The sequence below is a fragment of the Methanotorris igneus Kol 5 genome, assembly GCF_000214415.1.
GTDB lineage: Archaea > AGJL01 > Methanococci > Methanococcales > Methanococcaceae > Methanotorris > Methanotorris igneus.
The window spans coordinates 704584-728589 of sequence record NC_015562.1 but is presented as its reverse complement, the minus strand read 5'-3'; the positions used below and the strand labels follow the sequence as shown (position 1 = coordinate 728589).

Below are 24006 nucleotides of genomic sequence, written 5' to 3'. Positions count from 1 at the left end.
TAATTTTCAAATAGAATACAGTTATTTCTTAATTTTGATCATGCATAATAGTCATTTAATGCAAGTGGCTATACTATATTCTTCATCATTAATATTTTTAACGGTGTTAAATTGATTAACATTAATATACAAATTATTAATTGTTAAAAAATTGTTTAAATCTTCTCTATTAAATAATTTCCCAACAACAGAGCATCTCCAACATACTTAAATGTCCTTAAAGCATCGTCTACTGTTCCAACAATTGGTTCTCCGTGCATGTTAAAACTTGTATTCAACACAGCTGGGACTCCTTTCAAGTCAAAAACATAACTTATAATATCATAGTAAGTAGGATTAATCTCTCTTTTTAATGTTTGCGGTCTTGTTGTCCCATCAACATGAACAACCCCATTAATTTTCTCCTTATTTTCTTCTTTAACTTTAAACAACATCGTCATAAATGGACTGTATGTGGGATTTTCTAAGTATTCATCAACATGCTCATATAAAATCGTTGGAGCAAATGGCATGAATTCATTTCTTTTAAGCATTTTATTGATTTTTTCAGCATTTTCTTTTGTTGGAAGTGCAATTACGCTCCTATTTCCCAATGCTCTTGGACCAAACTCCATTTTTCCTTTGCAGATGCAGACGATTTTATTATTTGCAATTAAATCTCCAACAACCTCAGGAATCTCCTTTTCCTCTAAATATCTTATTTTGTATTTATCTTTAATACTTTCCAATTTATTAGCAATTTCATCGTTATCTATTTTAATCCCCAAATATGTATCTTTTAAATCAATCCTACATTTTTTCATTAAGAGAGATGCGCCAACACACAAACCTTCATCCCCCATAAAAGGCGGAACATAGATATTAGCAATTTCCCTAATTTTCATATTCAACTTAACATTTTGGGCAACTCCACCACTAAAAACAACATTCTCAATGCCCATTTCATCAACAAAACTTCTAATCAACTTCAAAACAACATTTTCTAAAGTTCTTTGAGCATATTTTGAAACCTTAACTTTAAATTCAAATGAATCATCATAACCAATAAGTTTTTTTAATGCCTTTGTTGCCTCATACCCAATAACTCCCAAGTAGTTTTTGAAGGATTTGGTTTTTGGGTTGTAATCGATAACCTTTAAATCAATATCATCATCGGAGCGAAGCGAAGAGCCGCAAAATCCTTTTGATTTTGCATAAATGTCACCATAAGAAGAGAGACACATAACTTTACCTTCATCCTCCATTGGCTTAAATCCTAAAAGTTCAGTTATTGAGGCGTAGAAATCACCAACAGAATCTATTAAATCACTCTGTGCAATAACTTCCAAACCATTTTTATTTGCAATAGAGACAGTTGCTGATAACCCGTCCCCTCCCCCATCTATAGTGAGAACTATACACTCTTTAAAATTAGATAGTTGATATAGAGCGGCATGACAAAGGTGGTGGTGGAAGTAGAGCATGGGGATTTGCATCCTTTCTTGGAATTCTTTTAATGTCCTTAACCTATTCCCCTTTCTAAAAATTCCTCCAACTGCAATAGCTTTGATGTCATCAATATTGGCATTTTTTAAAATATACTCTATACTATTTTTTGGAAATCCACGTTGATTCTTTTTTCTCGTGAATCTCTCTTCACTTATTGCATAGAGGATTTTGTTGCCGTCTATTATTGAGGCGCTTGCATTGTGGCCATCACATATTCCCAATATCATTCTATCCCTATTGCTCTTAATTTCCTCTCTATGGTATTTTCTTTATCTGTTCTTTCGTCTATTTTTAAAGTACTCAACACTCTCTTTGAATCCTTTAAAACTTCCCTATGTGCCTCCTTAAAAGCCTCCAAAATCTCCTCTAAATCTCCTTCCAAAACTGTTCCCATAGCATGCGGCTCTACTTTTAAGTTGTATTTTTTAAAAACCTCTATAGCCTTTTTAACATACTTTGAGACACTTGGCCCCTCCCCTATTGGGACTATTGAAACCTCTGCAACTACCATAATCTCACCCCCAACATTACAAAATTTTTGAAATTCTAAAACATAAATATATCATTTTAACATTATTTAAATAACACTCTCATCAGTCATTCATAAATATTATATAGCATAAATTATAAGCAAAACACTACAAAATTTATGGTCATAATTAAAATTTTAAAATTAATTTCATCCAGGGATTTTAAAAGGGCATAATCTTATCCAAAAGTCAAATAAAAATAAATTAGCAATAAATTTATATGTGTTATTGTTCAACTTTTAACGCACATAACCATATAGTTTTTATTTTTGGTGATGTCATGAAAGGAGCAGAAGCAATTATAAAAGCATTAGAGGCAGAGGGAGTTAAGATACTCTTTGGATATCCAGGAGGAGCAATGTTACCTTTTTATGATGCATTATATGAGAGCGACTTAATCCACATCTTAACGAGACACGAACAAGCAGCAGCGCATGCAGCAGATGGTTTTGCAAGAGCAAGTGGAGAGCCAGGGGTTTGTGTATCAACTTCTGGTCCTGGAGCTACGAATTTAGTCACTGGAATAGCTACAGCTTATGCAGACAGTTCCCCAGTTATAGCATTGACAGGACAAGTTCCTACCCATTTGATTGGTAATGATGCATTCCAAGAGATAGATGCACTTGGCTTATTTATGCCAATCACGAAACATAACTTTCAAATTCAAAAGCCAGAGGATATTCCAGCAACATTTAGGGCAGCATTTGAGATAGCAACAACTGGAAGACCTGGACCAGTTCATATTGACTTACCAAAGGATGTGCAGGAGAAGGAATTTGACATAGAAAAATACCCAATCCCCGCAACCGTTGATTTACCAGGCTACAAACCAACAACTGTTGGACACCCACTTCAAATAAAAAAAGCAGCCAAATTAATCGCTGAGGCGGAGAGGCCTGTAATTATTGCTGGTGGTGGAGTAAATATTGCAAATGCAAGTGAAGAACTTATTAGATTGGCAGAACTTGCAAGAATTCCTGTATGTACAACATTGATGGGTAAAGGTAGCTTCCCAGAAGATCACCCATTGTCTCTTGGAATGGTTGGAATGCATGGAACAAAAGCAGCAAATTACTGTGTTACTGAGAGTGATGTCTTAATAGCAATTGGTTGTAGGTTCTCAGATAGGATAACAGGAGATATAAAGGCATTTGCTCCATATGCAAAGATAATCCACATTGATATTGACCCTGCAGAAATTGGAAAGAATGTTAGAGTTGATGTTCCAATAGTTGGGGATGCAAAGATTGTCTTGAGGGATTTAATAGCTAATTTAATGAGATGTGAAATTAAGAATAAAGAATCATGGATGGAAAGAGTTAACGAATTAAAAAAGGCATCAATTCCATTTATGGACTATGATGACAAACCAATAAAGCCCCAAAGAATAGTTAAGGAGTTAATGGAAGCATTAAAGGAAATTGACCCAAATTTAAAGAAAACCATCATAACAACAGATGTTGGGCAAAACCAGATGTGGGTTGCACACTACTTCAAAGTTAAAAACCCAAGAACATTCTTATCCTCTGGTGGTTTAGGAACAATGGGCTTTGGATTCCCTGCTGCAATAGGGGCAAAAGTTGCCAAACCAAACTATAACGTTATTTCAATAACAGGAGACGGCGGATTTTTAATGAACTCCCAAGAACTCGCTACAATAAAAGAATATGATATACCAATTGTAATATGTATTTTTGACAACAGAACACTTGGAATGGTCTATCAGTGGCAAAACCTATACTATGGAAAGAGACAGTGTGAAGTTCATTTAGGAGAGAGCCCTGACTTCGTTAAATTGGCAGAGAGTTATGGCATAAAAGGAAGAAGAATAACTGAGCCAGGAGAAATAAAAGAGGCATTATTGGAAGCAATAAAAAGTAACGAACCATATCTATTGGACTTTGTAATAGACCCAGCAGAGGCATTATCAATGGTTCCTCCAGGGGGCAGGTTAACTAACATCATTCAGCCAGTTAGGGAAGAACCAAAAATAAGAAGAGCTTGCTTTGAGGATATAAAGAATGTTAGGGCAGAAGTTAAGGAATAAAATCAAAATCCTATTTAATTAACATTTTTTAGAGATAACTTTGTTCATGGTGATTCTAATGGAACATAAACATGCCATCTCAGCGCAACGCCGCGTCGTTGCATCCCGCACTAATACCTCCTCGCTATGCTCGGAGGTATAAAACATAACTTTTATGGTGATTCTAATGGAACATAAACATGTCATATCAGCATTAGTTTTGCATAAACCTGGGGTCTTGCAAAGGATTTCAGGATTGTTTACAAGGAGAGGTTTTAATATTGCAAGTATAACTGTTGGAATTACCGAAAATCCTGAAATAGCAAGGATGACAATTGTCGTTAAAGGGGATGACAAAGTCCTTGAGCAAGTAATAAAACAACTAAATAAACTTATTGATGTCATAAAAGTTAGCGACATGGATGAAAAAAAGACAGTCCAAAGGGAGCTCTGCTTAATAAAGGTATATGCCCCAACAGAAAGTGCAAAGTCCCAAGTTATCCAATACACAAACATATTCAGAGGAAAAATTGTTGATTTAAGTGCAGAAACTTTAACGGTTGAGATTACTGGGGACGAGGATAAAATAAATGCATTCATTGATTTGGTTAGACCTTTAGGCATAAAAGAGATGGCAAGAACAGGGCCAACAGCACTCATGAGAGGGCCAAAGATACTAAAGCCAAAGAAATAAATATCTGAAATATAAATCATATAGTCCAAAAATAATTAATTATTTTGAAATTCACAATTCAAATATTAAAAATTCATAATATAAAAAATCAAAACAAAAATAAAGAATGAGGTGAGATGATGGTAAAGATATTCTATGATAAAGATGCTACATTTGATGCTGTAAAAGACAAAACTATAGCAGTTATTGGTTATGGTAGCCAAGGAAGAGCACAATCCTTAAACATGGAAGATAGTGGGTTAAATGTAATCGTTGGTTTAAGACCAAATGGGGCATCATGGAACAAAGCAATAAATGATGGACATGAAGTAATGACAATAGAAGAAGCAGCAGAGAAAGCTGACATCATCCACATCCTTATACCAGATGAAGTTCAACCAAAAGTTTACAATGAGCAAATAAAACCCTACCTAAAAGAAGGAAAAACATTAAGTTTCTCACACGGTTACAACATCCACTTTGGATTAATTAGGCCTCCAGAAGGGGTTAACGTTATCATGGTTGCTCCAAAATCACCAGGGGCAATGGTAAGAAAAACATACGAAGAAGGATTTGGTGTCCCAGGTTTAGTTTGTGTTGAGAAAGATTACACTGGAGATGCATTAGATATAGCATTAGGTATGGCAAAAGGTATTGGTTTAACAAGAGCAGGAGTTATTTTAACAACATTCAGAGAAGAAACAGAGACAGATTTATTCGGAGAGCAAGTTGTTTTATGTGGAGGGGTTACAGAGTTAATTAAAGCGGCATTTGAAACACTTGTTGAGGCAGGTTATGCTCCTGAAATGGCATACTTTGAAACATGCCACGAGTTGAAGTTGATTGTTGATTTGATTTACCAGAAAGGATTACAAGGTATGTGGAATGATGTTTCAAATACAGCAGAATATGGTGGATTAACAAGAAGATCAAGAATCATCAACGAGCAATCAAGAGAAGAAATGAGAAAAATATTAAAAGAAATACAAACAGGAGAATTCGCAAAAGAGTGGGCTTTAGAAAATATCGCTGGTGCTCCAAAATTAAACGCATTGAGGAGATTGGAAAAAGAGCACTTAATTGAAAAAGTTGGAAAAGATTTAAGAAAAATGTGTGGATTGCAAAAAGATGAATAAATTTAAACTTTCTAATTTTTATTATTTTTATTCAAACAAAAATTACTCTTTTAAATACTTCAAACAACAATCACTAAACTTTTTTCCAGAACCGCATATACAAGGTCCATACTTATCTATTTTGCTTAATTTACCATAGTTTACTTCAAAAAGATGAAGTAAATTTTTTGGATGGTAAAACTCCCAAAGGTCTTTTGGTTTTTTCCAATCATTTTCTTCTTTGTAGTATAAAACATCATCTATATGAAGCTTAAAGAAACTATGCTTATTGCGTTCATTGTATTCTTTAATAACATCAACTATAAAATTAAAAACCTCTGAACAAAAGCCCTTATCTTTATCTTCCAAAGTAAGCATGAGCCCAGCCATGAAACATTTGACATTATCACTAACTTTATCCCCCTTTAACAACTTATTAAAAACTTCTTTTGAGAATTCCAATAATTTATTTCTATCAACATCTTCCATCATAAATAAGGACTCGAATGCATTTAATCTAATATATTCATCATAACTTTCATCTAAAACTATTTCTTTTATGTCATCAAAATACTCTGCACCAAAGTTGTAAAATACATCAGGCAGGTCACCAACAAAATCATCAATGTCAAAGTTCTTTATAATGTATTTTAAAGTGTTAAGTGCCTCTTTAGTCCTTATTAACCCAAGGATATATATTGCATGTATTGGAAACCACATATCGCTTATTTCATTAAGTTCATTAATTAATCTCAAAATTTCTTTTGGAGCGTCTTCTCTTTTAACTATCTCTTTAATTAGTTCCTTATTAACTACAATCTTTCTTTTAGCAAGTTCTTTTAAAAGTTCTTCTGTTGTTTTTGGAGATGGGTTTTTCATATTAACCACCCCTACAATATCATGCTACAATATTTGTCATTACCAATATTTTTAAATCTTATAATGTGCAAATTTATACTAACATTTTTATAGTCGTGTGCGTTAGAAATTGGAAATATACTATTGATAAATTCTTAAAGATTTATCCCTTATTTCAAATTTTAAGGAAGAATAAAGATTATTTGGAAATTCATTAACGTATAAATAAGTTTAAAAATTAAATGGCAAAACCAAAGGTTTTGCCGTATATCAATTCCGCACACGACTATAATCAGTGAGGAAGAGTGTGGTTGTATGAGCATTGAAGAATTTAAATTATTAAAAAGAATCATTGCCATTGCCGTATTTTTATCTTGTTTTTACATGGTATGGCCATTTATTGACGTTTTAGCGTTTTCATGTGCATTTGCATATATGACAAAGCCAATATACGATAGATTGTTGCCATATCTTGGAAAATCCTTATCAGCACTTGTATGTCTATTACTTTTCACAATCCCAACGGTAATTTTAATGCTTGTGGTGTTGAAAGAGATCCTCTTGTATGTGCAAACAATCGATACTAATGCTATAACTAACAACATTCTAATATTGCTCAATTATTTTGGTATTAACAGAACTTCAGTGGGGGAGTTTAACCAACTTTTAGTTCAAGCATGGGAATTTATAAAGCCGTCAATTAAGAGCATGATAAACCAAATTTCTCTCCTCCCCCATATAGTAATAAAAATTGTTATGATTTTTTTCACAACATACTACTTCCTCAAAGATGGATACAAACTTAAAGATGCCATATTATATCATGTTCCAGAAGAATATCAATACAAAACAAAAATATTTTTGGAGTATCTAAATGAATCATACAAAAATTTATTCATTGGAAATGCTTTCACTTCATTGATAATTGGTATTATTGCTGGGATAGGATATTATTTAATTGGTGTTCCAAATGCGTTATTTTTGGCTATATTGACGGGATTGTTTGCATTGCTTCCTATCGTTGGGGGCTGGACGGTTTATATTCCACTCACAATATACTACATTATAAGTGAAGATTATATAAAAGCATTAGAAATCTTCATTTTTGGGGCAGTATTTCTTTCTACATTACCAGACTTTGTTATAAGACCATTTGTTGTTAAAAAAGAAGCGGACTTACACCCAGTTTTAATACTAATAGCATTTTTAATAGGGCCTTTGACACTCGGCATAAAAGGGTTTGCCTTAGGACCTATGATTGTTGGGGCATTGAATGCAATATTTGCCACAAAAATAAAGAGAAAAGTTGAGATATAATTGCTCAATAATTATGATACTCTACCCCAAAATTTTAAATAATTTTAAATAATTCGTTGATTATTTCAGATAATTTTAAGAGTGTTCCATTTCATCGAAATTAAGATGGATAATAATCACACCATTTCATTGAGCAACTATAGATTAAAAATTCTGCAGGGATAGTTATGGAAAAAGAAAAGAAAAAGATTGTAGTAACAGCAGGAACCTTCGACCTCCTCCATCCAGGACACTATGAGACACTAAAATTTGCAAAAAGTCTTGGGGATGAGTTAATTGTCATTATAGCAAGGGATGAAACAGTTAAAAAAATAAAGGGAAGAAAGCCAGTAATACCAGAAGAACAGAGAAGGAGAATGGTTGAAGCATTAAAACCCGTGGATAAAGCCATTCTTGGGAGTTTAAAAGATAAGTTGGAGCCAATACTAAAAATAAAACCAGATGTTATCGTTCTTGGCCCAGACCAAACTACATTTGATGTTGAAGAATTAAAAAATGAGTTGGCAAAACACAACATATTCCCAGAGATTGTTAAAGTTAAAGAATATACAAAATGCCCATTCCACAGTTCATTTGATATTGTAAAGGAGATTGTTAGAAGATTCGGGGGATGCAAGATGATTTATTCAACATTATCAATAAATACCAATAAAAGGTTTGAAATTATAGACATAACTGAAAAAATCAATAAAATTATAAAGGAGTCAAATGTAAAAAATGGATTGCTGAATATATTTGTCCCACACACAACCGCTGGTCTCTTAATTAATGAGAATGAGCCAAATCTTATAAAGGATATTGAAAACATGTTAAAAGAACTTATAAAAGATGAGGATTATAATCATGATAAGATAGACAATAATGCAAGAGCCCATTTGATGTCATGTCTTTTAAAGAGTGATTTAACAATCCCAATAATAGATGGGAAGATTTTAGGCACTTGGCAGTCCATATTGTTTGTTGAATGCGATGGACCAAGGAGCAGGGAGGTTATTGTCTCAATAAGATTTTAAGGGTTGAAAGCTTTATAATGGTGATATTATGGACATAACAAACTATATCCTTGATTTTATTGTTCATGCGGGGATATTTGCCATACTTGCTGTTAGTTTAAACCTTGAATTTGGATATACTGGACTTTCAAATTTTGGTAAGGTGGCATTTTTTGCTATTGGGGCATATACAGCAGCGTTATCAAATCCATTCCTACCATTCCCATTAAACATAATTTTGGGAGTAATAATTGCTGGAATTGCAGGTTTTCTGATTTCAATACCTTCTCTAAAATTGAGAGATGATTATCTCGCTATTGTAACAATTGCATTTGGGGAAATTTTAAGGCTAATATTCAACAACGAAAAATGGACTGGTGGGGCGTCAGGATGGACTAATATACAATATTTTGACTTAAAAACAATGCTTATTATCGTATTAATTGCATTTATAGGAGTGTTTATATTTTCAGAAAAACTCGTTAATTCTCCATTTGGAAGGCTTATGAAGGCAGTTAGGGAAGATGAAATTGCCACTAAAGCATTAGGAAAAGATACCTTCTTAATCAAAGCAAAAACTCTTGGTGTTGGTTCAGCACTTGCAGGGATTGCCGGGGGATTATATGCCCACTATCTCGGCTACATAAGTCCAGATATGTTCATGCCAATAATAACATTCTTGATTTGGATGATGGTCATTATAGGGGGAAAGGCGAACAATTACGGGGTTTTGGTTGGTGTATTGATTGTGGATTTGATTGAGAGAGGAACTCAAATCTTAGGAAATTATGACTTACCAATAGAACCGGCAAATTTGAGGATGATATTGATAGGGTTGTTGTTGATATTGTTTGTAATGTATAGACCTTATGGATTAATTCCAGAAAAACCAATGAAAATTGGAGAAATTGAATAAAAGCAATTAACTGTATAATTCTACATATTATTAACCATAATTCCCAATGAAACCTCTAAAAGAAACCTTTAAAAAAGGTTTCATCGAAACTTTTAAAAAAAGTTTCATCAAAAGGGATGCACTGACCTGAAACCTTTAAAAAAGGTTTCATCCAAATCGGATGCACTGCCTCGCTTCGCTCGGCAGTGCCTCTTAGGGAATTTAATATCCGATATTAAAATACCTAATTAACTTTTCTTGCTTTTATAAAGGGGTTGTTGAATTTTGGTACTAGAAAATTGGGAAAAAGTATTACTAATTTTTTCAAATTAAAATTGAGATTTTTGGGAGATTTTAGTTATTTGTTTTTATTTTTGTAGTTTTAAGTTTGGATTGGTTTTGGATTGTATAATATCTCCGCTAATTATTGAGATTTATTGGAGTTGTTGTGCATTGGATTTATAAATAATTTGCACAATCTTTCTTACTTCCTCCGAGCGAAGCGAGGAGGGATTAAAAACCCGTTAGGGTTTTTAAGATTATAAAGGTTTTAATAATCATGCAGTAAGAAAAATCATGTTGAAAAAGAAAAATTTATATAGGAGTTTGGGTATAAAATAAGGATGAAGTTATAGGGTTTGAATACCTCATCCATTAAAACAAGGATGGAAACTTTTTTGCTCCACTTTACTTGGAAGTTGGTGGCTAGTTTGAATATCTCATCCATTAAAACAAGGATGGAAACAAATTTCATATGAAAAAACGAATAGGTGGATAGTATGTTTGAATATCTCATCCATTAAAACAAGGATGGAAACACGGAACGAACGCATACATAAGAATACCACACAGCGATATATGTTTGAATATCTCATCCATTAAAACAAGGATGGAAACACGGAACGAACGCATACATAAGAATACCACACAGCGATATATGTTTGAATATCTCATCCATTAAAACAAGGATGGAAACATTAATTCAATAATTTTCTTTAACCCCCATTCCCTGTTTGAATACCTCATCCATTAAAACAAGGATGGAAACTATATTGCATTAATTCGTCTGGCAATGCCATGCCTCTGTTTGAATACCTCATCCATTAAAACAAGGATGGAAACTCTCCCTCCCATCCCGCCCCGTCTTCGCTCTATAAGTTTGAATACCTCATCCATTAAAACAAGGATGGAAACCAAGATACTCAACCATGTTTGACCTATGAATGTAATGTTTGAATACCTCATCCATTAAAACAAGGATGGAAACTTGACAAGAACGGAAATGAAGTTGGGAAGAAGTTAGTGTTTGAATACCTCATCCATTAAAACAAGGATGGAAACGAGGCAATTCAATTTTTCCAAGGTCGTATATTGGATTGTTTGAATACCTCATCCATTAAAACAAGGATGGAAACTAACCATATTAGATGTTTCAGAAAAGCCTTGGAAGTGTTTGAATACCTCATCCATTAAAACAAGGATGGAAACACGTCCCTAATTGACTTTCTTTCTTCAAACAAGTAATTTCGTTTGAATACCTCATCCATTAAAACAAGGATGGAAACCAAGATTGCCTGTGGCTGCTGAGCTTAAGTATGCGAAGTTTGAATACCTCATCCATTAAAACAAGGATGGAAACATTAATTATAACTCCAAAAATCCTCTACCAATTAAATGGGCAACTCTAAGACATTCTGGAACTTTGCTCTTTAACCTTGTTTTTTTGATGAGTTCTTTAACTCCCTCCCTGTCTATACCAACATATTGAACATAAATTCCCTCAAGGGGTTCTGGTTCTGGAAATGAGTTTAATAATTTTGCTCTTTCTTCCCAATCATCAAAATACTTTCTCAGTGCATTTATCATATCTATTCTATTTGGATTTTTTCTTATCACCACAATAACTGGCTTTTTTGTTTCTTCATTAATTTTAAATATGTCAGCTATATTAAATCCCCCAAACGTAACCCCATACAAAAATATCGCATTTATTTTTGGATAATGCTTTCCTTTAACAACTTCTATGATCTTCTCAGTTGCATCTTTTCCATCTTTTTGGATTTTTTTGAAATATACTCCATCTAATATTCTATTTCCTCTAAAATACGTGGCAATTAGTAGAGCAGTTTTATCATTTTTATAGAAAGGCGCGTCATCAAACCCTATAACTCCAATCTCATCTTTCATAGCAATCCCATTAAAAAATTCAAATAAAAGAATATTTTCAAAGAAAATAAGAAAATAAAATAAATCATTGAAATTATTGAAATTAATTTGCAAGAAAATAAGAAGATTAAATAAGGTGATAGTAAATTTATTCGAACAAGTCATGTAATTTTATTTGGTATTTACCTAATTTTCCACCGTAGTTTCCAGCAGTGATTTTCTTAACTCCTGGAACTTTTGTTGCTGCTAAGATACCAACTTTCATTGCTTCTTTAACTGCTTCTTCGCTAATTCCATCAATAACAATCTCATAAATTCCATTTACGTCTTCTGGAACTTCGCTGTCTTCAACAACATCTCTCAATGTTGGACACATTTTGTGGTTTGTTGTAGCAGTCATGAATTTGTATTTTGGATTGCTTGCACCAACTTTACTACCTGATGCAACAATTCCACCTGGGAATGGTGTTATAACTCCATCAACTGAGCTAATTGCATCAACTGCTGCTTCTGCAGCAACTAAAGCAGCAGTTTGGTTCTCTGCTAATATGAAGAAGTTTCCACCTGCAACTCCTTTCTTAACTCCAAATTTGCTCTCTGTTATAAATTCTCCACTCATGATTGGAATTCTGTATATTGTTCTGTCTCCAAGTTTGTCTTTTTTCTCGTATCCATCTCCGAAGAATTTCAACTTAAATCCAACTTTTAATTGCTCTTCTGCCTCATCTCCCATAGCATCAAATGCTGCTGTTGTTGGAGCGGTTAAGATACATTGCCCAATTCTCTCTAACATTTGGTGCTCTAATTCTGATTTCTTTGGGTGGCAGATTTGGATGATGTATCCTGGTCTTCCGTCTGGTGTTTCTGTTGGTGGAACGTATTTCTCAATTCCTGCTTCTGCTGGACACATGATAACTGAACACCCGAATCCTGTTGCTTCTGTTGCAGCAATTTTTGCCAATCTTTCTGTTGCTGCTGTTACTAAAATTCTTGAGACCCATATTGGAAATGCTTCAGCAAAGGTGTCCTCTATAATTACTCCGTTTATTTCCATCCTCTCCCTCCTTACGTTTTCTTTTGCTATTTGGTATTTTTAAAATTACAAAAAACTATTATTAATAACTTTTTATTTTGATTTTGTTATTAAGGTTGTTAATGACATATTTATTATTTCTTTTCTATGTCACATTTATAACTTAATTCTTTGATAGCATCCGGAGCCATATAGATTATTCACATTATTTGCACTCATCTATTTCCTTATTACTTCCTCAACGATTTTCTTAAACACTTCATCATCAATGAAAATTCCCTTCTCCCTTGTTTCCTTGACTCTCTTTACAATCTCGCATAACTCTTCTCTACTAACTTCAATACCCATTTCTTTTAACTTATATGCTATTGCCCTACAACCAGAGTGCTTCCCAAGGACAATTTTTCTCTTTTGCCCAATAACCTCTGGTAAAAATGGCTCATAAGTTAATGGGTTTTCAATAACCGCATCTACGTGGATACCACTTTCATGATAAAATACCATTTCCCCAACAATTGGCTTATTTTTTGGCAATTTGATGCCTGAATACTCCTCAACCATTTTTGAAAGTTCTGTTAAAACCTCAAGGTTCAAGTCCAATTTAACATCATATAATGTTATTAATGCCATGATTAGTTCTTCTAATGATGCATTTCCTGCCCTCTCTCCAATACCATTTACGGTTGTTGAGACGGCTTTAGCTCCCCCAATTAACCCATAAATTGAGTTAATTACCGCAAATCCAAAGTCATTGTGGCAGTGAACGCCTATGTGGGCTTTTTTGAGGTTTTTCTTTAACTCACTGCATATAAACTCCATACTTTGTGGTGTTGCACAACCAGTAGTATCTGCTATATGCACTCTATCTGCTCCATGCTCTTCTGCATTTTTGTGAATTCTTATTAAATCTTCAATTGGTGTTCTTGTTGCATCCTCCGCTGAAAATGCCACAAACAACCCATGGTCTTTTGCATACTCAATAGCCCTCATTCCCATTTCTTCAACTTCTTCCAATGATTTTTTTAATTTATATTTTAGATGCAGTGGAGACGTTGCGATGAATGTAATTATCCCATCTACATCACAATCCAATGCTCTGTCAATGTCTTCCTTTAAAACTCTTGACAATGCCAATATCTCTGCATCTAAACCTTCATTTGCAATTGCTTTTACGCATTCTGCCTCTTTCTTTGAAACTACTGGAAACCCTGCTTCTATCTGTTTTATCCCTAATTCATCTAATTTTCTTGCTATTTCTAATTTCTGTTCTTTTGTAAAACAAACCCCTGGAGTTTGTTCCCCATCTCTTAAAGTGGTGTCATAAATATAAATGTCCTCCAACTTTAGCTTTGGGTTGTATGGGCAAACTGCCTTCCACTCCATAATATTCCTCCCTTTATGAATACCATATTAAATAATCTCAAAAGCATATTAATTTTTATCCTTAGTGTTAAATAGTTTTTTATGTGTTGATTTATTTAAAATTTTAAATGTAAAAATCCCCCAAATAAAAAAGAAGAAGGATATAAAATTTTACTTTATTTCTAATAGATATACAGTATCTCCGTTCTTAACATTCATTAGATATTCTGCATTTTTAACAATCTTAGCAACTAAGTTTGTTCCCTCAAATGTTTCCCCAGTAGGACCAAATTTGTCACTATCACTCAACCTAACACCAATCATACCTTTATATCTTTTAACCATATTCGTTACTGCAATTGTATTTGCCTCAACTTTATCTTTTGGAGTATTTTCTGGCAAAAGACCTTTTGCATACTCTTTGTTACCCTCAAACATTATTAAATCCTTATGTTTAAAGTAAACCTTCAACTTTCCTACTCTCCTCGTTGTCAATCCTGTTGTTTTTCTAAAATACCATGCTGTTATTGGTGCTTCTTTATCAAATATCTCTATGCAAACTAACTTGTCAGGTTCAATTCCAACAACTTTAACTTCTTTTGTTTTTAATATATCCATTGTGTATTCTGGGATTTGTTCAATTACTATTGCGTCATCATCTGTATTCCCTTCTCTAACAACTTTTATGCCATATTCCTTAAACAACTCCTCTGCCTCTCTTTGTGTTAATCCAATAGCATTTAATCTCTTTGGGTTTGTAACTACTGTTAATATCCCTTCTTCTGAAAAATCAATTAATTCCATACCTTTTGTTACCTTTCCAACTACCGTGTGGGATAAGGATGAAACCCTTCCCTCTCTGTAAATATAAACCTTCCCAATGCCATTTCCTGTGTTTCTTACAGTTATAACTCCCCTATCTCTATCCTTAAAGTTTTCCTCATCAATTATTAATGTTTGCAACCTACAATCTGCAATGTATGTGTTAGTGTTTTCGGATATTTCAAAAAATCCATCCTCCATTATAGCCAATGCATGTTCAACGCTCTTTGGTAGTCCATCAAATGTTGCCTCAAAGTAAGTATAAATCTCCCAGCCATCTTCTAATTTTAAGTTCAAATCCTTAGTTACTAAATAATCAACTTCTTCCTTTGTCTCCCTTATCGGCTCAATGGAAAGAATTTTGTCCCCTTTGGTTAAATTTGAGATAACTCTTTTCCCTCCGACCACAATACCTATTTTTGGGTTTTCCAAACCATACATCTCTTCAACATCCTTTTTAACAAAAACCAAATGTCCCTCGTTCTTATCCAATCCAGACAAACTTAAAACTACATCCCACTTCTTAAACTGCTTTTTCTCTGGACTGATGTCTAAGTCGATGGTTATTGCCCCAAAGGAAACATCTACTCCACTTTTCCATCTTAGGTTTTTGTTTTCAAAAAGCTTATAATTTTCCTTCCAAAATTTTGAACTTTCATTGTTTTCTGTTATTGCAATGGTTATACTACCTTTCGTTGTTTTTATTACATATTTTTTTGCCTCTTCTTCCACTTCCTTTTTACTTCCTTTGATGATTACGATATTTGCTCCATCTACATAAGGTTCGTCTTTAATAACATCTCTTAGAGTTTCTCCTGATTTTGGTTTTCCGTTTACAATTACGTTCATAAAATCCACCTAATCGTTGTAATCATTTATAACTATTTAGAATTTGAGAAATAATGCTCATTCTTTGAAATTCTAATAAAAATGGATAATTATAATGAATAATTAATAATTAAATAGATAATTAAAATTTTATATCTCCTTCAAAGTTTTTTAAATTTTCCTTTACCTATTGATTACAATTGTTTTTATCTCTGTCATCTCTTCAACTGCATATTTTACTCCTTCTCTTCCCAATCCGCTCTTTTTGACGCCTCCAAATGGCATGTTATCCTGTCTAAATGTTGGGGAATCGTTAATCATAACCCCTCCAACTTCAAGTGCATCCGCAACCATTAGGGCTTTATTTATGTCATTGGTAAACACACCAGCATGTAATCCGTATTTGGTGTTATTTGCTACCTCTATTGCTTCATCCAAACCCTCAACTCTAATTATTGGGGTTACTGGGCCAAATATCTCAACCTTTGCCAATATGTTGTCTTCATCAATCTCGACAACTGTTGGATAATAGAGGGTTTTTTCCCTCTTTCCTCCACATAAAACTTTTCCTCCTTCCTCAACTGATTGATTGACTAAACTCTCAACTCTTTCTGCACTTTCAAGGGTTATTAATGGCCCAACATCAGTTTTTTCATCAAGTGGATCTCCAACTTTTAAACTTTCTGATTTTTCAACAATTCTCTTTATAAATTCATCTGCAATCTCATCCTCAACGATAACCCTTCCAACAGATATGCAAACCTGCCCAGCGTTTAGGTAGGAGCTTTTAACTGTTGCATTAACTGCCTTCTCCAAATCACAATCCTTCAAAATAATAAGTGGGTTACTTCCTCCCAATTCGAGCGTTATTTTCTTCATTCCTGCATTTTTAGCTATAGATTCACCAACCTCGACACTTCCCGTAAATGAAACCATATTTACATTTTCATTCTTTACTATTTCATCCCCAACAACTTCCCCTCTTCCAGTGACTAAATTAAATACCCCCAATGGAATATCCATACTTTTTAAAACCTTTTCAATAATTTTTGCCAATTCTATTGCTATAAGCGGGGCTTTTGAAGATGGATGTAAGACAACGGTATTTCCCCCAGCAAATGCAGGCCCTACCTTATGTGCTACTAAATTAAGAGGGAAATTAAATGGAGTTATAGCCCCAACAACACCAACTGGTTCTCTCTTTGTAAAAATTAGCCTCTCCGATGGAATGACTTCTCCCCTCAACTCCCTCGCATAAAATGCGGAGAGTTTAAAGGTTGTTATTGTCCTATCAACTTCAATTATGGATTGTCTAATTGGTTTTCCAGCATCGAGGGAGATAATTTTTGCCAGTTCTTTTTTATTTTTCTTTATTTCTTCTGCAATTTTGAAGAGTAAATTGTATCTTTTTGTTGGGGAGAGATTTTTCATAACATCTTTATGCTCATTAGCAACCTCTATGGCATATTTTGTCTCTTCCCTACTGCAAGATGTTATTTTATCAATAACTTCTAATGAATATGGATTTATAACTTCCAAATCTTCCCTTCTTATCCATTCTCCATTTATAAACATGATTTCACCAAAATTGCTTAATTATAATTTGGCTCTAAAATAATTTTATGCTGTAAATCATAATATTTATATATCACTTATTATAAATAATTTTTAGAGAATTTAAAATAAGTTTGGACTATTAATTTTTACGTTACCCTATTCCATAGTGAATAGGGTGTATTCTATCAACTGTGCTCCGTAGTGGGCACAGTGTATGAAAAGTTACTTAAATTAACTTAATTAACTTACTAAATCATATTTAAGTTAAATCTATTTTGTTGTTTCTTCATTACCGCTGTTTTCATTATTTTCATCATTATTTTCATTATCGTCATTTTCTTCATCATAAATTGTCCATAATCCTATCAACGCCCCCGGAATTCCATGTTCTGTTGCAAATGTCATGTAAGGGGCAAGGTCAATGACGTAATCTGCAAATCTAAATATTCCTCTTGGAATACCTTCCCTTGAACCAATGAAAATTATAACCTCTTTTGCAAACTTTAAATCCTTCTTTAACTTATCTTTAACTTGGTTAAGTGTATTTCCTTTTGGGTCAGTGACAATTAATAACCTATTGTTTCTTCTTTTATCTCTAACCACTTGATACAACTCATGCACACTAACTGGAACTTTTTTAACTTCCCAAGGGTATGCTTCTTTTTGAACTAAATATCTTGATTTTTGTCCTATTTGAACTCCTTTTAAAAATTCCAAAAGTTCATAGGCATCTATTTTCCCCTTTGGTGCTATTATTAATTCCTTAACTTCAAATGCTTGTGCAGCTCTTCCAATTTGCTCTCCAAATTTTCTGCAGACTTTTAATTCCCCCCAATAAGGCATTTGGACAATGGTAACTTTTTTAAATAGTTCTCTTGCGTTCTTTTTATTGCTTTCATATTTTCTCCATTCTTTTCTTTCTCCAATGCATATATATGCAATGTCCTTAATAATCTCCACATAAACAACTTTATCTGGATAATCTAAATTGACCTCAGCGTTTGTGAGGTCTTTAATCTTTGCCCCTAAAACAATATTTACATCAACACTGCTGAAGTTGTGTTTCCCTCTTCTCTTTGTTTCTACTGCAAAGGATTCTCCCTCATTTATATGCTCTGCTATTTTATCAGCTAAACTTACAATTTTTTCCAAATCTGCTGGAACTTCAAATAATACTTTTAAAACCCTCTCAATTTCTGGAATTTTTAGTGCTTTATCTGTTATGTCATCTTCACTCTCCACTATAACAATGCCCGAATAACCATGTGGTGTTATGTGCACTTTTATATCTTCTACTTCTTCTTTGAGATAATTTGCCGCTATGCCCTCATAACCCTTCTGTGTTTTTATTATGAACTTCATTTTATTGCCCCTCCAATCCGTTTGTGAGATTTTTGTATATATTCTCTTTTTCTTCTATTTATTTAACTTGTCCACTTACTTAAATTAAAATTTATTTGTAAAAATTTATTTGAATATACAAATATAAAAAAATTAAAATATTTAAATAATATACTGCATTATTATTGACTTGTTGTATCCTGAAATTATTTCGTTATTCATAGTCATTATATATTACCTAATCAATATTTTTGAAATATGCTTCATAGGGATTTTAAAACTTAATGAACGGTGTGGTTTTTTGATTATGTCATTCAACGAATTCTGTAGAAACATTTATATACTATTGAGTAAATATAATTGTGTAGTAATATGACACAATTATAAACATTCATAATTACATCATTAGAAATTTTAATAGCATTAAGGTGATATCCTTGACCGCATGCATTGTATGTAGAGGATGCCCTAACACAATTCAAAATTTTGCTAACACTTATTGGAGACACATTTATCCTCAATATTGGAATAGAGTTATTGAAAAATACAATTTAAAACCAATAATTTCTTATGAATTTACGGAACTCCCACCACATAGGTTTGTTGGAATGATGGGGAACTTCATATCAGAGAATATTACAACGGGTCCCTGCCTACTAACTCCAAAGGAAATTAAAAGTTTAAACAAAAATACCACAACTGAGGAATTGGAAAGAATGCTTATGAGGCATCCTACATTTGAGGATTACGTTTCTGTCGCTATTGAGAATAAATACAAAACACACATAATTATTGAAACATACGAGTATGCAAAATTAATAGAATATAAAACAAATATTCCCTTTGATGACGCCCTAAAATTAACAAAGAAATCTGCAAAAAACTTTAAGAAGTATTATGACAAAAAATTATATGGTAGAAAAGTAAAATACTACCTAACTCATGAGAATAAATTTGATAGTAGGTTGAGAGAACTCTGCAATGAGTATTATAAATTCTACCTATCAAACAACAATATCTCAAAGAAAGCCAGAGAGATAATAGAGAAAAATCCAGAAGAATCCACGTGGTTGAGGATAAAGGTTTCATTCCTTCCAGAGGCAATAGATAAGGAATCATCCACAATAATAGAACCAGTTTCAAGTGCAGAAGGTATGGTAAATGCTGTTAAACTTTCAAATGCATCTGCCATAATAACAAGAAGCCCACCAACACTCACAATGAAGCCAGTTATGAATGAGGGGGATGAAAATGAGATATTTTACTTAAATAACAACATTGAAGATGAATTCAAAAAACTCAGATATAATACAAAATCTCCATTTGGATGCTCAGTTTATAACATGATGGCATTTTTGCAGTTTGATAATCACTTGTTAGATTTAAACTGTAAATCAAAGAGATGCGAAGATTGCTTGGAGTTATTAAAAAGTCACTTAGAAAAAATCTATATAAAACTATGAGGTGAAGATAATGACTTATGATACAATAATAATTGGTGGAGGGCCAGCAGGGTTAACTGCGGGAATTTATGCGATGAGGGCAAAGTTAAATGTTCTATGCGTTGAGAAGGAAAATGCTGGAGGGAGGATAGCAGAGGCAGGGATTGTTGAAAACTATCCTGGATTTGATGAGATTAGGGGTTTTGAGTTAGCACAGAAGTTTGTTGAACATGCCAAGAAGTTTGGGTTACCAATAGTTCATGAGGAAGTTATAAGAATTGATACAAGTGAGAGACCATTTAAGGTAATAACCAAAAATAACGAATACAAAACCAAAACCATTATAATTGCCTCAGGAACAAGGCCAAAAAGACTGGGACTAAATGAGGATAAATTTGTTGGGAGGGGGGTCAGTTACTGCACAACATGTGATGCATTCTTTTACTTAAAAAAGGACGTTATCGTTGTGGGAAGAGATACTCCAGCTGTAATGTCTGCAATAAATTTAAAAGATATTGCAAATAAAATTTACCTTATAACTGATAAAGCCAATATCAAAGTTGCAGAACCAATTATGCTAGATAGATTAAAAGAGGCAAAGAATGTGGAGATTATATACAATGCCAAACCAATAGAAATTGTTGGGGAAAATAAAGTAGAGGGATTAAAAATTGAAAGAAATGGAAAAGAAGAAATAGTCAAGGCAGATGGAATTTTTGTGAGTTTGGGGCATATTCCAAATACGGAATTTTTGGAGGGTAGTGGAATAGAGTTAAGAAATGGATTTGTTGTTGTGGATAAAAATTGTAAAACAAACATTGATGGTATATATGCGTGCGGAGATGTGACAGGAGGAGTTATGCAGGTATCTAAGGCAGTAGGAGAGGGAGCAATAGCAATGGTTAATGCAACAAAATACATCCAGAGGATGGGATAATGAATTTAAAAATCTTTCTTTTTCCAATTTTAATTTTGGGATTATCTGTTCCATTTTCTGGGTGTGTTGAGGATAGTAGCGTTAATAATGGAGGTATAGGCATAAATGAGGGCAGATCTGATTTCAATGGAACATGTGTTGTAGAATTTTATGCTGATTGGTGTATATATTGCAAAAAATTAGAGCCAGTGTTGGATGAATTGGAAAAAGAAGGGATAAAAGTTGTGAGGATAAATGTTGATGAAAATAAAGAGTTGGCATCAAAATATGGAGTGAGATATTTACCAACTGTGTTTTATGTAGAGGATGGGAAAATTGTTGATAAGACCATTGGCTATAACCCAGAAGAGATAAAAGAAAAAGCAAAGCAATTAAAGTAGTGAGAAAATGGATTTGCTTTTAATATTTTTTGCAGGACTTTTTACGGCGTTGGGACCTTGTGTAATAACTATTTTGCCAATATCACTTGCCTACACATTTGGAGTTTCAAATTCAAAAAAGGAAGGGTTTATTGTTTCTCTATTTTTTGTTTTAGGGTTGTCGTTAATTTTCAGTTTGCTTGGTGTAATTTCTGCGGTTTTTGGCTCTACTTTTGATTTGTATAAATTAAAGTTTATTGCTGGAATTTTGGCAATAGCATTTGGATTTTCCACGCTGTTTAACTATAAACTGTCAATTTTGACAGATTCCTTAAATAAATTCAGAAGCTATTTAAATAAGGCAAAAAATAAAAAGTTTCAGTTCTCTTCACTAAAATATCTTAATGCCTTTTTATTTGGGTTCTTCTATGGGGTTACAGCCAATACTTGTGCAGACCCTGTTTTGATAACAATATTATCCTACACAGCAACAAAATCAGACATTCTATTTGGATTTATTGCATTATTTATTTATTCCATTGGTTTTGGAATTCCAATAATAATTCTTAGCACACTTGGTGCAGAAGGAAAAAGCATTATAAATAAAATCACAAAGCCAAGAGTAATAAACATCATCTCAGGTGTTATTTTGATAGTTCTTGGTATCTATGTGATTTTTAATTAATTTATATTATCTAAATCTCTCTTTAATAAATGCAAAAATGCACATGGGTCAGAAACAATACCGAGTGCTTGATGTGTCCCGATACCTAGCTACGTTTGGTATCTCTATAGGGGCAAGATACTCCCATGAAACCTTTAAAAAAGGTTTCATCCAAATCGGATGCACTGCCTCGCTACGCTCGGCAGTGCCTCTTATAGCGGGAGGATGCTTCCATTTACTGGAGCGAATGTTGGAATTTTCAGGGATTTCCATATTGTCATTGCAAAGGATAATGTCTGATATCGTTCCCCATGCACGACAAATGCCTTTTTTGGCGTTGGGATTTTTTTGATATATCTGACAAGTGAGTTATAATCCCCATGGGCTGAAAACTCGATTTTTACAACTTTGCCTCTTACTGGAATTTTGTTTTTAAATGGTGTTATTTCTTCGGCTCCTTCTTCTAATTCCCTTCCAAGTGTACCTTCTGCCTGATAACCAGTTAGTATTAATTTGTTTTTTGGACTTTTTAATAAACTCAGATATTGTAAAACTGGTCCACCTTGAACCATTCCAGAAGTTGAGATAATTATGCAAGGTTCTTTATTAAATACGCTATTATCTGCTTTTTTAAGTTCACCAAATGGATTTACCCTATTTTCAACCATATTTTTTAATTTTGGGTTTAGCCAATCTAAGTAACTCATATATATGCCAGTAGCATGAATAAGGGAACCATCAACATAAACTGGAACATCCTTTAATTTTCCACTCCTAATGTAGTTGTTTATTATTAAGAGTATCTCCTGTGCCCTTCCAATTGCAAACACTGGAATGATAACTTTTCCCCCATTTTCAATAGTCTCTGCTATTTCATCAATTAACTGCTTTTCCAAGGCTTTTCTTGATGGTTTTATATCTAATGGAGAACCATAGGTTGATTCAATGATTAAAACATCAATCTCATCTACATCCGTATCTGCAGGTAAAAGTGTTCTTGTTGGGGTTTCATTTATATCTCCAGTATAAAGAATCTTTTTTCCATCAATATCCAAATATATGGAAGCACTTCCAAGGATATGCCCAGCGTTGTAAAATTTTAAGGTTATATCTTCTGTTATCTGTTTTTCTTCTTTGTAGTTTAGCGTCTCAGTATTATTCAATGACCTTTGTATGTCTTCTTCTTTGTAGGACTTTGATAGGTTTAAAGTATCTTTCCATGTAATATACATCAAATCTGCTGTTGGAGTTGTGCAATATATTTTTTTAAATTTATAAAATGGAATTGCACCACAGTGGTCTAAGTGTGCATGGGATACAATAACTGCATCAACATTTTCATCAACTTTTGGAATTGCATTGTTCGTTGGATCCATACCACAATCAAGCAGTATTCTGGACTTTTTTGTGTCTATCTCAATGCATGACATTCCTATTTGATGACAACCTCCATGAAATCTCACTATAGCCATGAACATCACTCCTACATAAAATACAAATCAATATTGAACTTTTTCTTCTGAATTTGATTAATATGTAGATTGTTTGTGAATTTTACATGTATTTGTCACAAATTTGAAATAGTCATGATTGTGCTAAAT

20 protein-coding genes, 1 pseudogene and 1 CRISPR repeat array are annotated in these 24006 nt (G+C 33.3%); of the genes and pseudogenes, 11 read left to right on the top strand and 10 right to left on the bottom strand.

All coding sequences use genetic code 11. The annotated features are described in order from the left end of the window. Positions 1-155: 155 nt before the first annotated feature. On the bottom strand, positions 156-1715 hold the full coding sequence (locus tag METIG_RS03480) for a carbamoyltransferase C-terminal domain-containing protein (RefSeq protein ID WP_013798860.1): 1560 nt from the start codon (positions 1713-1715) through the stop codon (positions 156-158). Continuing rightward, positions 1712-1999, bottom strand: a complete 288-nt coding sequence (locus METIG_RS03475) for an MTH1187 family thiamine-binding protein (protein WP_013798859.1) — start codon at positions 1997-1999, stop codon at positions 1712-1714. The genes METIG_RS03480 and METIG_RS03475 overlap by 4 nt, the downstream gene beginning before the upstream one ends. Before the next feature lie 299 nt (positions 2000-2298). Here METIG_RS03475 and METIG_RS03470 point away from each other — a divergent pair, with 299 nt between their 5' ends. The 3 genes from METIG_RS03470 (at position 2299) to ilvC (ending at position 5853) form a co-directional block, all read left to right on the top strand. Next, positions 2299-4065: an acetolactate synthase large subunit gene (locus METIG_RS03470; RefSeq protein ID WP_048055514.1), complete on the top strand. Its 1767-nt coding sequence runs from the start codon at positions 2299-2301 to the stop codon at positions 4063-4065. 166 nt (positions 4066-4231) lie between these two features. After that, positions 4232-4738, top strand: coding sequence for an acetolactate synthase small subunit (gene ilvN, locus METIG_RS03465; RefSeq protein ID WP_013798857.1), 507 nt, complete (start codon positions 4232-4234; stop codon positions 4736-4738). Positions 4739-4857: 119 nt separating this feature from the next. Next, complete coding sequence (gene ilvC / locus METIG_RS03460) at positions 4858-5853, top strand: ketol-acid reductoisomerase (RefSeq protein WP_013798856.1); 996 nt, start codon at positions 4858-4860, stop codon at positions 5851-5853. 42 nt (positions 5854-5895) lie between these two features. Here ilvC and METIG_RS03455 read toward each other — a convergent pair whose 3' ends face one another. Further along, complete coding sequence (locus tag METIG_RS03455) at positions 5896-6711, bottom strand: YecA family protein (RefSeq protein WP_013798855.1); 816 nt, start codon at positions 6709-6711, stop codon at positions 5896-5898. 294 nt (positions 6712-7005) lie between these two features. Here METIG_RS03455 and METIG_RS03450 point away from each other — a divergent pair, with 294 nt between their 5' ends. The 4 genes and pseudogenes from METIG_RS03450 to METIG_RS03440 all read left to right on the top strand — a co-directional run bounded on the left by METIG_RS03450 (position 7006) and on the right by METIG_RS03440 (position 9915). After that, positions 7006-8007, top strand: a complete 1002-nt coding sequence (locus METIG_RS03450; RefSeq protein ID WP_013798854.1) for an AI-2E family transporter — start codon at positions 7006-7008, stop codon at positions 8005-8007. A 167-nt stretch (positions 8008-8174) separates the two neighbouring features. Next, positions 8175-8612: pseudogene (locus METIG_RS09540) on the top strand (adenylyltransferase/cytidyltransferase family protein); the annotation flags it as partial. A 12-nt stretch (positions 8613-8624) separates the two neighbouring features. Next, positions 8625-9020 (top strand): secondary thiamine-phosphate synthase enzyme YjbQ, encoded by a 396-nt coding sequence (locus tag METIG_RS09535; protein ID WP_172632627.1) that lies wholly within the window; start codon positions 8625-8627, stop codon positions 9018-9020. Between the two features lie 28 nt (positions 9021-9048). Continuing rightward, entirely contained in the window at positions 9049-9915 is an 867-nt protein-coding gene (locus METIG_RS03440; protein ID WP_013798852.1) for a branched-chain amino acid ABC transporter permease, read from the top strand. Between the two features lie 615 nt (positions 9916-10530). After that, positions 10531-11533: a CRISPR direct-repeat array (repeat unit 37 nt; unit sequence GTTTGAATACCTCATCCATTAAAACAAGGATGGAAAC). 5 nt (positions 11534-11538) lie between these two features. Here METIG_RS03440 and METIG_RS03435 read toward each other — a convergent pair. The 6 genes from METIG_RS03435 to METIG_RS03410 all read right to left on the bottom strand — a co-directional run bounded on the left by METIG_RS03435 (position 11539) and on the right by METIG_RS03410 (position 19024). Continuing rightward, on the bottom strand, positions 11539-12081 hold the full coding sequence (locus tag METIG_RS03435; protein WP_013798851.1) for an endonuclease dU: 543 nt from the start codon (positions 12079-12081) through the stop codon (positions 11539-11541). A 127-nt stretch (positions 12082-12208) separates the two neighbouring features. After that, complete coding sequence (gene fhcD / locus METIG_RS03430; RefSeq protein WP_013798850.1) at positions 12209-13114, bottom strand: formylmethanofuran--tetrahydromethanopterin N-formyltransferase; 906 nt, start codon at positions 13112-13114, stop codon at positions 12209-12211. Between the two features lie 198 nt (positions 13115-13312). After that, on the bottom strand, positions 13313-14476 hold the full coding sequence (locus METIG_RS03425) for a homocitrate synthase family protein (protein ID WP_013798849.1): 1164 nt from the start codon (positions 14474-14476) through the stop codon (positions 13313-13315). Between the two features lie 150 nt (positions 14477-14626). Next, a complete protein-coding gene (gene mmp3 / locus METIG_RS03420) occupies positions 14627-16126 on the bottom strand; it encodes a methyl-coenzyme M reductase-associated protein Mmp3 (protein ID WP_013798848.1) in 1500 nt (499 codons plus the stop codon). A gap of 162 nt (positions 16127-16288) precedes the next feature. Further along, a complete protein-coding gene (locus METIG_RS03415; protein ID WP_013798847.1) occupies positions 16289-17680 on the bottom strand; it encodes a lactaldehyde dehydrogenase in 1392 nt (463 codons plus the stop codon). Positions 17681-17932: 252 nt separating this feature from the next. Then, positions 17933-19024 carry an SPOUT family RNA methylase gene (locus tag METIG_RS03410; protein WP_013798846.1) on the bottom strand — a complete coding sequence of 364 codons (1092 nt, stop codon included), beginning with the start codon at positions 19022-19024 and terminating at the stop codon, positions 17933-17935. A gap of 416 nt (positions 19025-19440) precedes the next feature. On the opposite strand from METIG_RS03410, the gene METIG_RS03405 reads away from it, so the two are divergent. From METIG_RS03405 to METIG_RS03390, 4 genes are read left to right on the top strand one after another with little or no spacing between them, the layout of a single operon-like run. After that, positions 19441-20466: a hypothetical protein gene (locus METIG_RS03405; RefSeq protein WP_013798845.1), complete on the top strand. Its 1026-nt coding sequence runs from the start codon at positions 19441-19443 to the stop codon at positions 20464-20466. A gap of 10 nt (positions 20467-20476) precedes the next feature. Next, a complete protein-coding gene (gene trxR, locus METIG_RS03400) occupies positions 20477-21382 on the top strand; it encodes a F420-dependent thioredoxin reductase (RefSeq protein WP_013798844.1) in 906 nt (301 codons plus the stop codon). Beyond that, complete coding sequence (locus tag METIG_RS03395) at positions 21382-21762, top strand: thioredoxin family protein (RefSeq protein ID WP_013798843.1); 381 nt, start codon at positions 21382-21384, stop codon at positions 21760-21762. The genes trxR and METIG_RS03395 overlap by 1 nt, the downstream gene beginning before the upstream one ends. Before the next feature lie 7 nt (positions 21763-21769). After that, a complete protein-coding gene (locus METIG_RS03390; RefSeq protein ID WP_013798842.1) occupies positions 21770-22426 on the top strand; it encodes a cytochrome c biogenesis CcdA family protein in 657 nt (218 codons plus the stop codon). 191 nt (positions 22427-22617) lie between these two features. On the opposite strand, the gene METIG_RS03385 is transcribed toward METIG_RS03390, so the two are convergent. Continuing rightward, positions 22618-23877, bottom strand: a complete 1260-nt coding sequence (locus tag METIG_RS03385) for an MBL fold metallo-hydrolase RNA specificity domain-containing protein (RefSeq protein WP_013798841.1) — start codon at positions 23875-23877, stop codon at positions 22618-22620. Positions 23878-24006: the final 129 nt, after the last annotated feature.

Excerpts from the sequence above, each read along its gene's own strand:
- METIG_RS03480 (WP_013798860.1), bottom strand. The coding sequence starts at position 1,715 with ATGATATTGGGAATATGTGATGGCCACAATGCAAGCGCCTCAATAATA.
- METIG_RS03395 (WP_013798843.1), top strand. The coding sequence starts at position 21,382 with ATGAATTTAAAAATCTTTCTTTTTCCAATTTTAATTTTGGGATTATCT.
- METIG_RS03385 (WP_013798841.1), bottom strand. The coding sequence starts at position 23,877 with ATGGCTATAGTGAGATTTCATGGAGGTTGTCATCAAATAGGAATGTCA.
- mmp3 (WP_013798848.1), bottom strand. The coding sequence starts at position 16,126 with ATGAACGTAATTGTAAACGGAAAACCAAAATCAGGAGAAACTCTAAGA.
- trxR (WP_013798844.1), top strand. The coding sequence starts at position 20,477 with ATGACTTATGATACAATAATAATTGGTGGAGGGCCAGCAGGGTTAACT.
- METIG_RS03455 (WP_013798855.1), bottom strand. The coding sequence starts at position 6,711 with ATGAAAAACCCATCTCCAAAAACAACAGAAGAACTTTTAAAAGAACTT.
- METIG_RS03415 (WP_013798847.1), bottom strand. The coding sequence starts at position 17,680 with ATGTTTATAAATGGAGAATGGATAAGAAGGGAAGATTTGGAAGTTATA.
- ilvN (WP_013798857.1), top strand. The coding sequence starts at position 4,232 with ATGGAACATAAACATGTCATATCAGCATTAGTTTTGCATAAACCTGGG.
- METIG_RS03470 (WP_048055514.1), top strand. The coding sequence starts at position 2,299 with ATGAAAGGAGCAGAAGCAATTATAAAAGCATTAGAGGCAGAGGGAGTT.
- METIG_RS03475 (WP_013798859.1), bottom strand. The coding sequence starts at position 1,999 with ATGGTAGTTGCAGAGGTTTCAATAGTCCCAATAGGGGAGGGGCCAAGT.
- fhcD (WP_013798850.1), bottom strand. The coding sequence starts at position 13,114 with ATGGAAATAAACGGAGTAATTATAGAGGACACCTTTGCTGAAGCATTT.
- METIG_RS03410 (WP_013798846.1), bottom strand. The coding sequence starts at position 19,024 with ATGAAGTTCATAATAAAAACACAGAAGGGTTATGAGGGCATAGCGGCA.
- ilvC (WP_013798856.1), top strand. The coding sequence starts at position 4,858 with ATGGTAAAGATATTCTATGATAAAGATGCTACATTTGATGCTGTAAAA.
- METIG_RS03440 (WP_013798852.1), top strand. The coding sequence starts at position 9,049 with ATGGACATAACAAACTATATCCTTGATTTTATTGTTCATGCGGGGATA.
- METIG_RS09535 (WP_172632627.1), top strand. The coding sequence starts at position 8,625 with ATGATTTATTCAACATTATCAATAAATACCAATAAAAGGTTTGAAATT.
- METIG_RS03390 (WP_013798842.1), top strand. The coding sequence starts at position 21,770 with ATGGATTTGCTTTTAATATTTTTTGCAGGACTTTTTACGGCGTTGGGA.
- METIG_RS03450 (WP_013798854.1), top strand. The coding sequence starts at position 7,006 with ATGAGCATTGAAGAATTTAAATTATTAAAAAGAATCATTGCCATTGCC.
- METIG_RS03425 (WP_013798849.1), bottom strand. The coding sequence starts at position 14,476 with ATGGAGTGGAAGGCAGTTTGCCCATACAACCCAAAGCTAAAGTTGGAG.
- METIG_RS03435 (WP_013798851.1), bottom strand. The coding sequence starts at position 12,081 with ATGAAAGATGAGATTGGAGTTATAGGGTTTGATGACGCGCCTTTCTAT.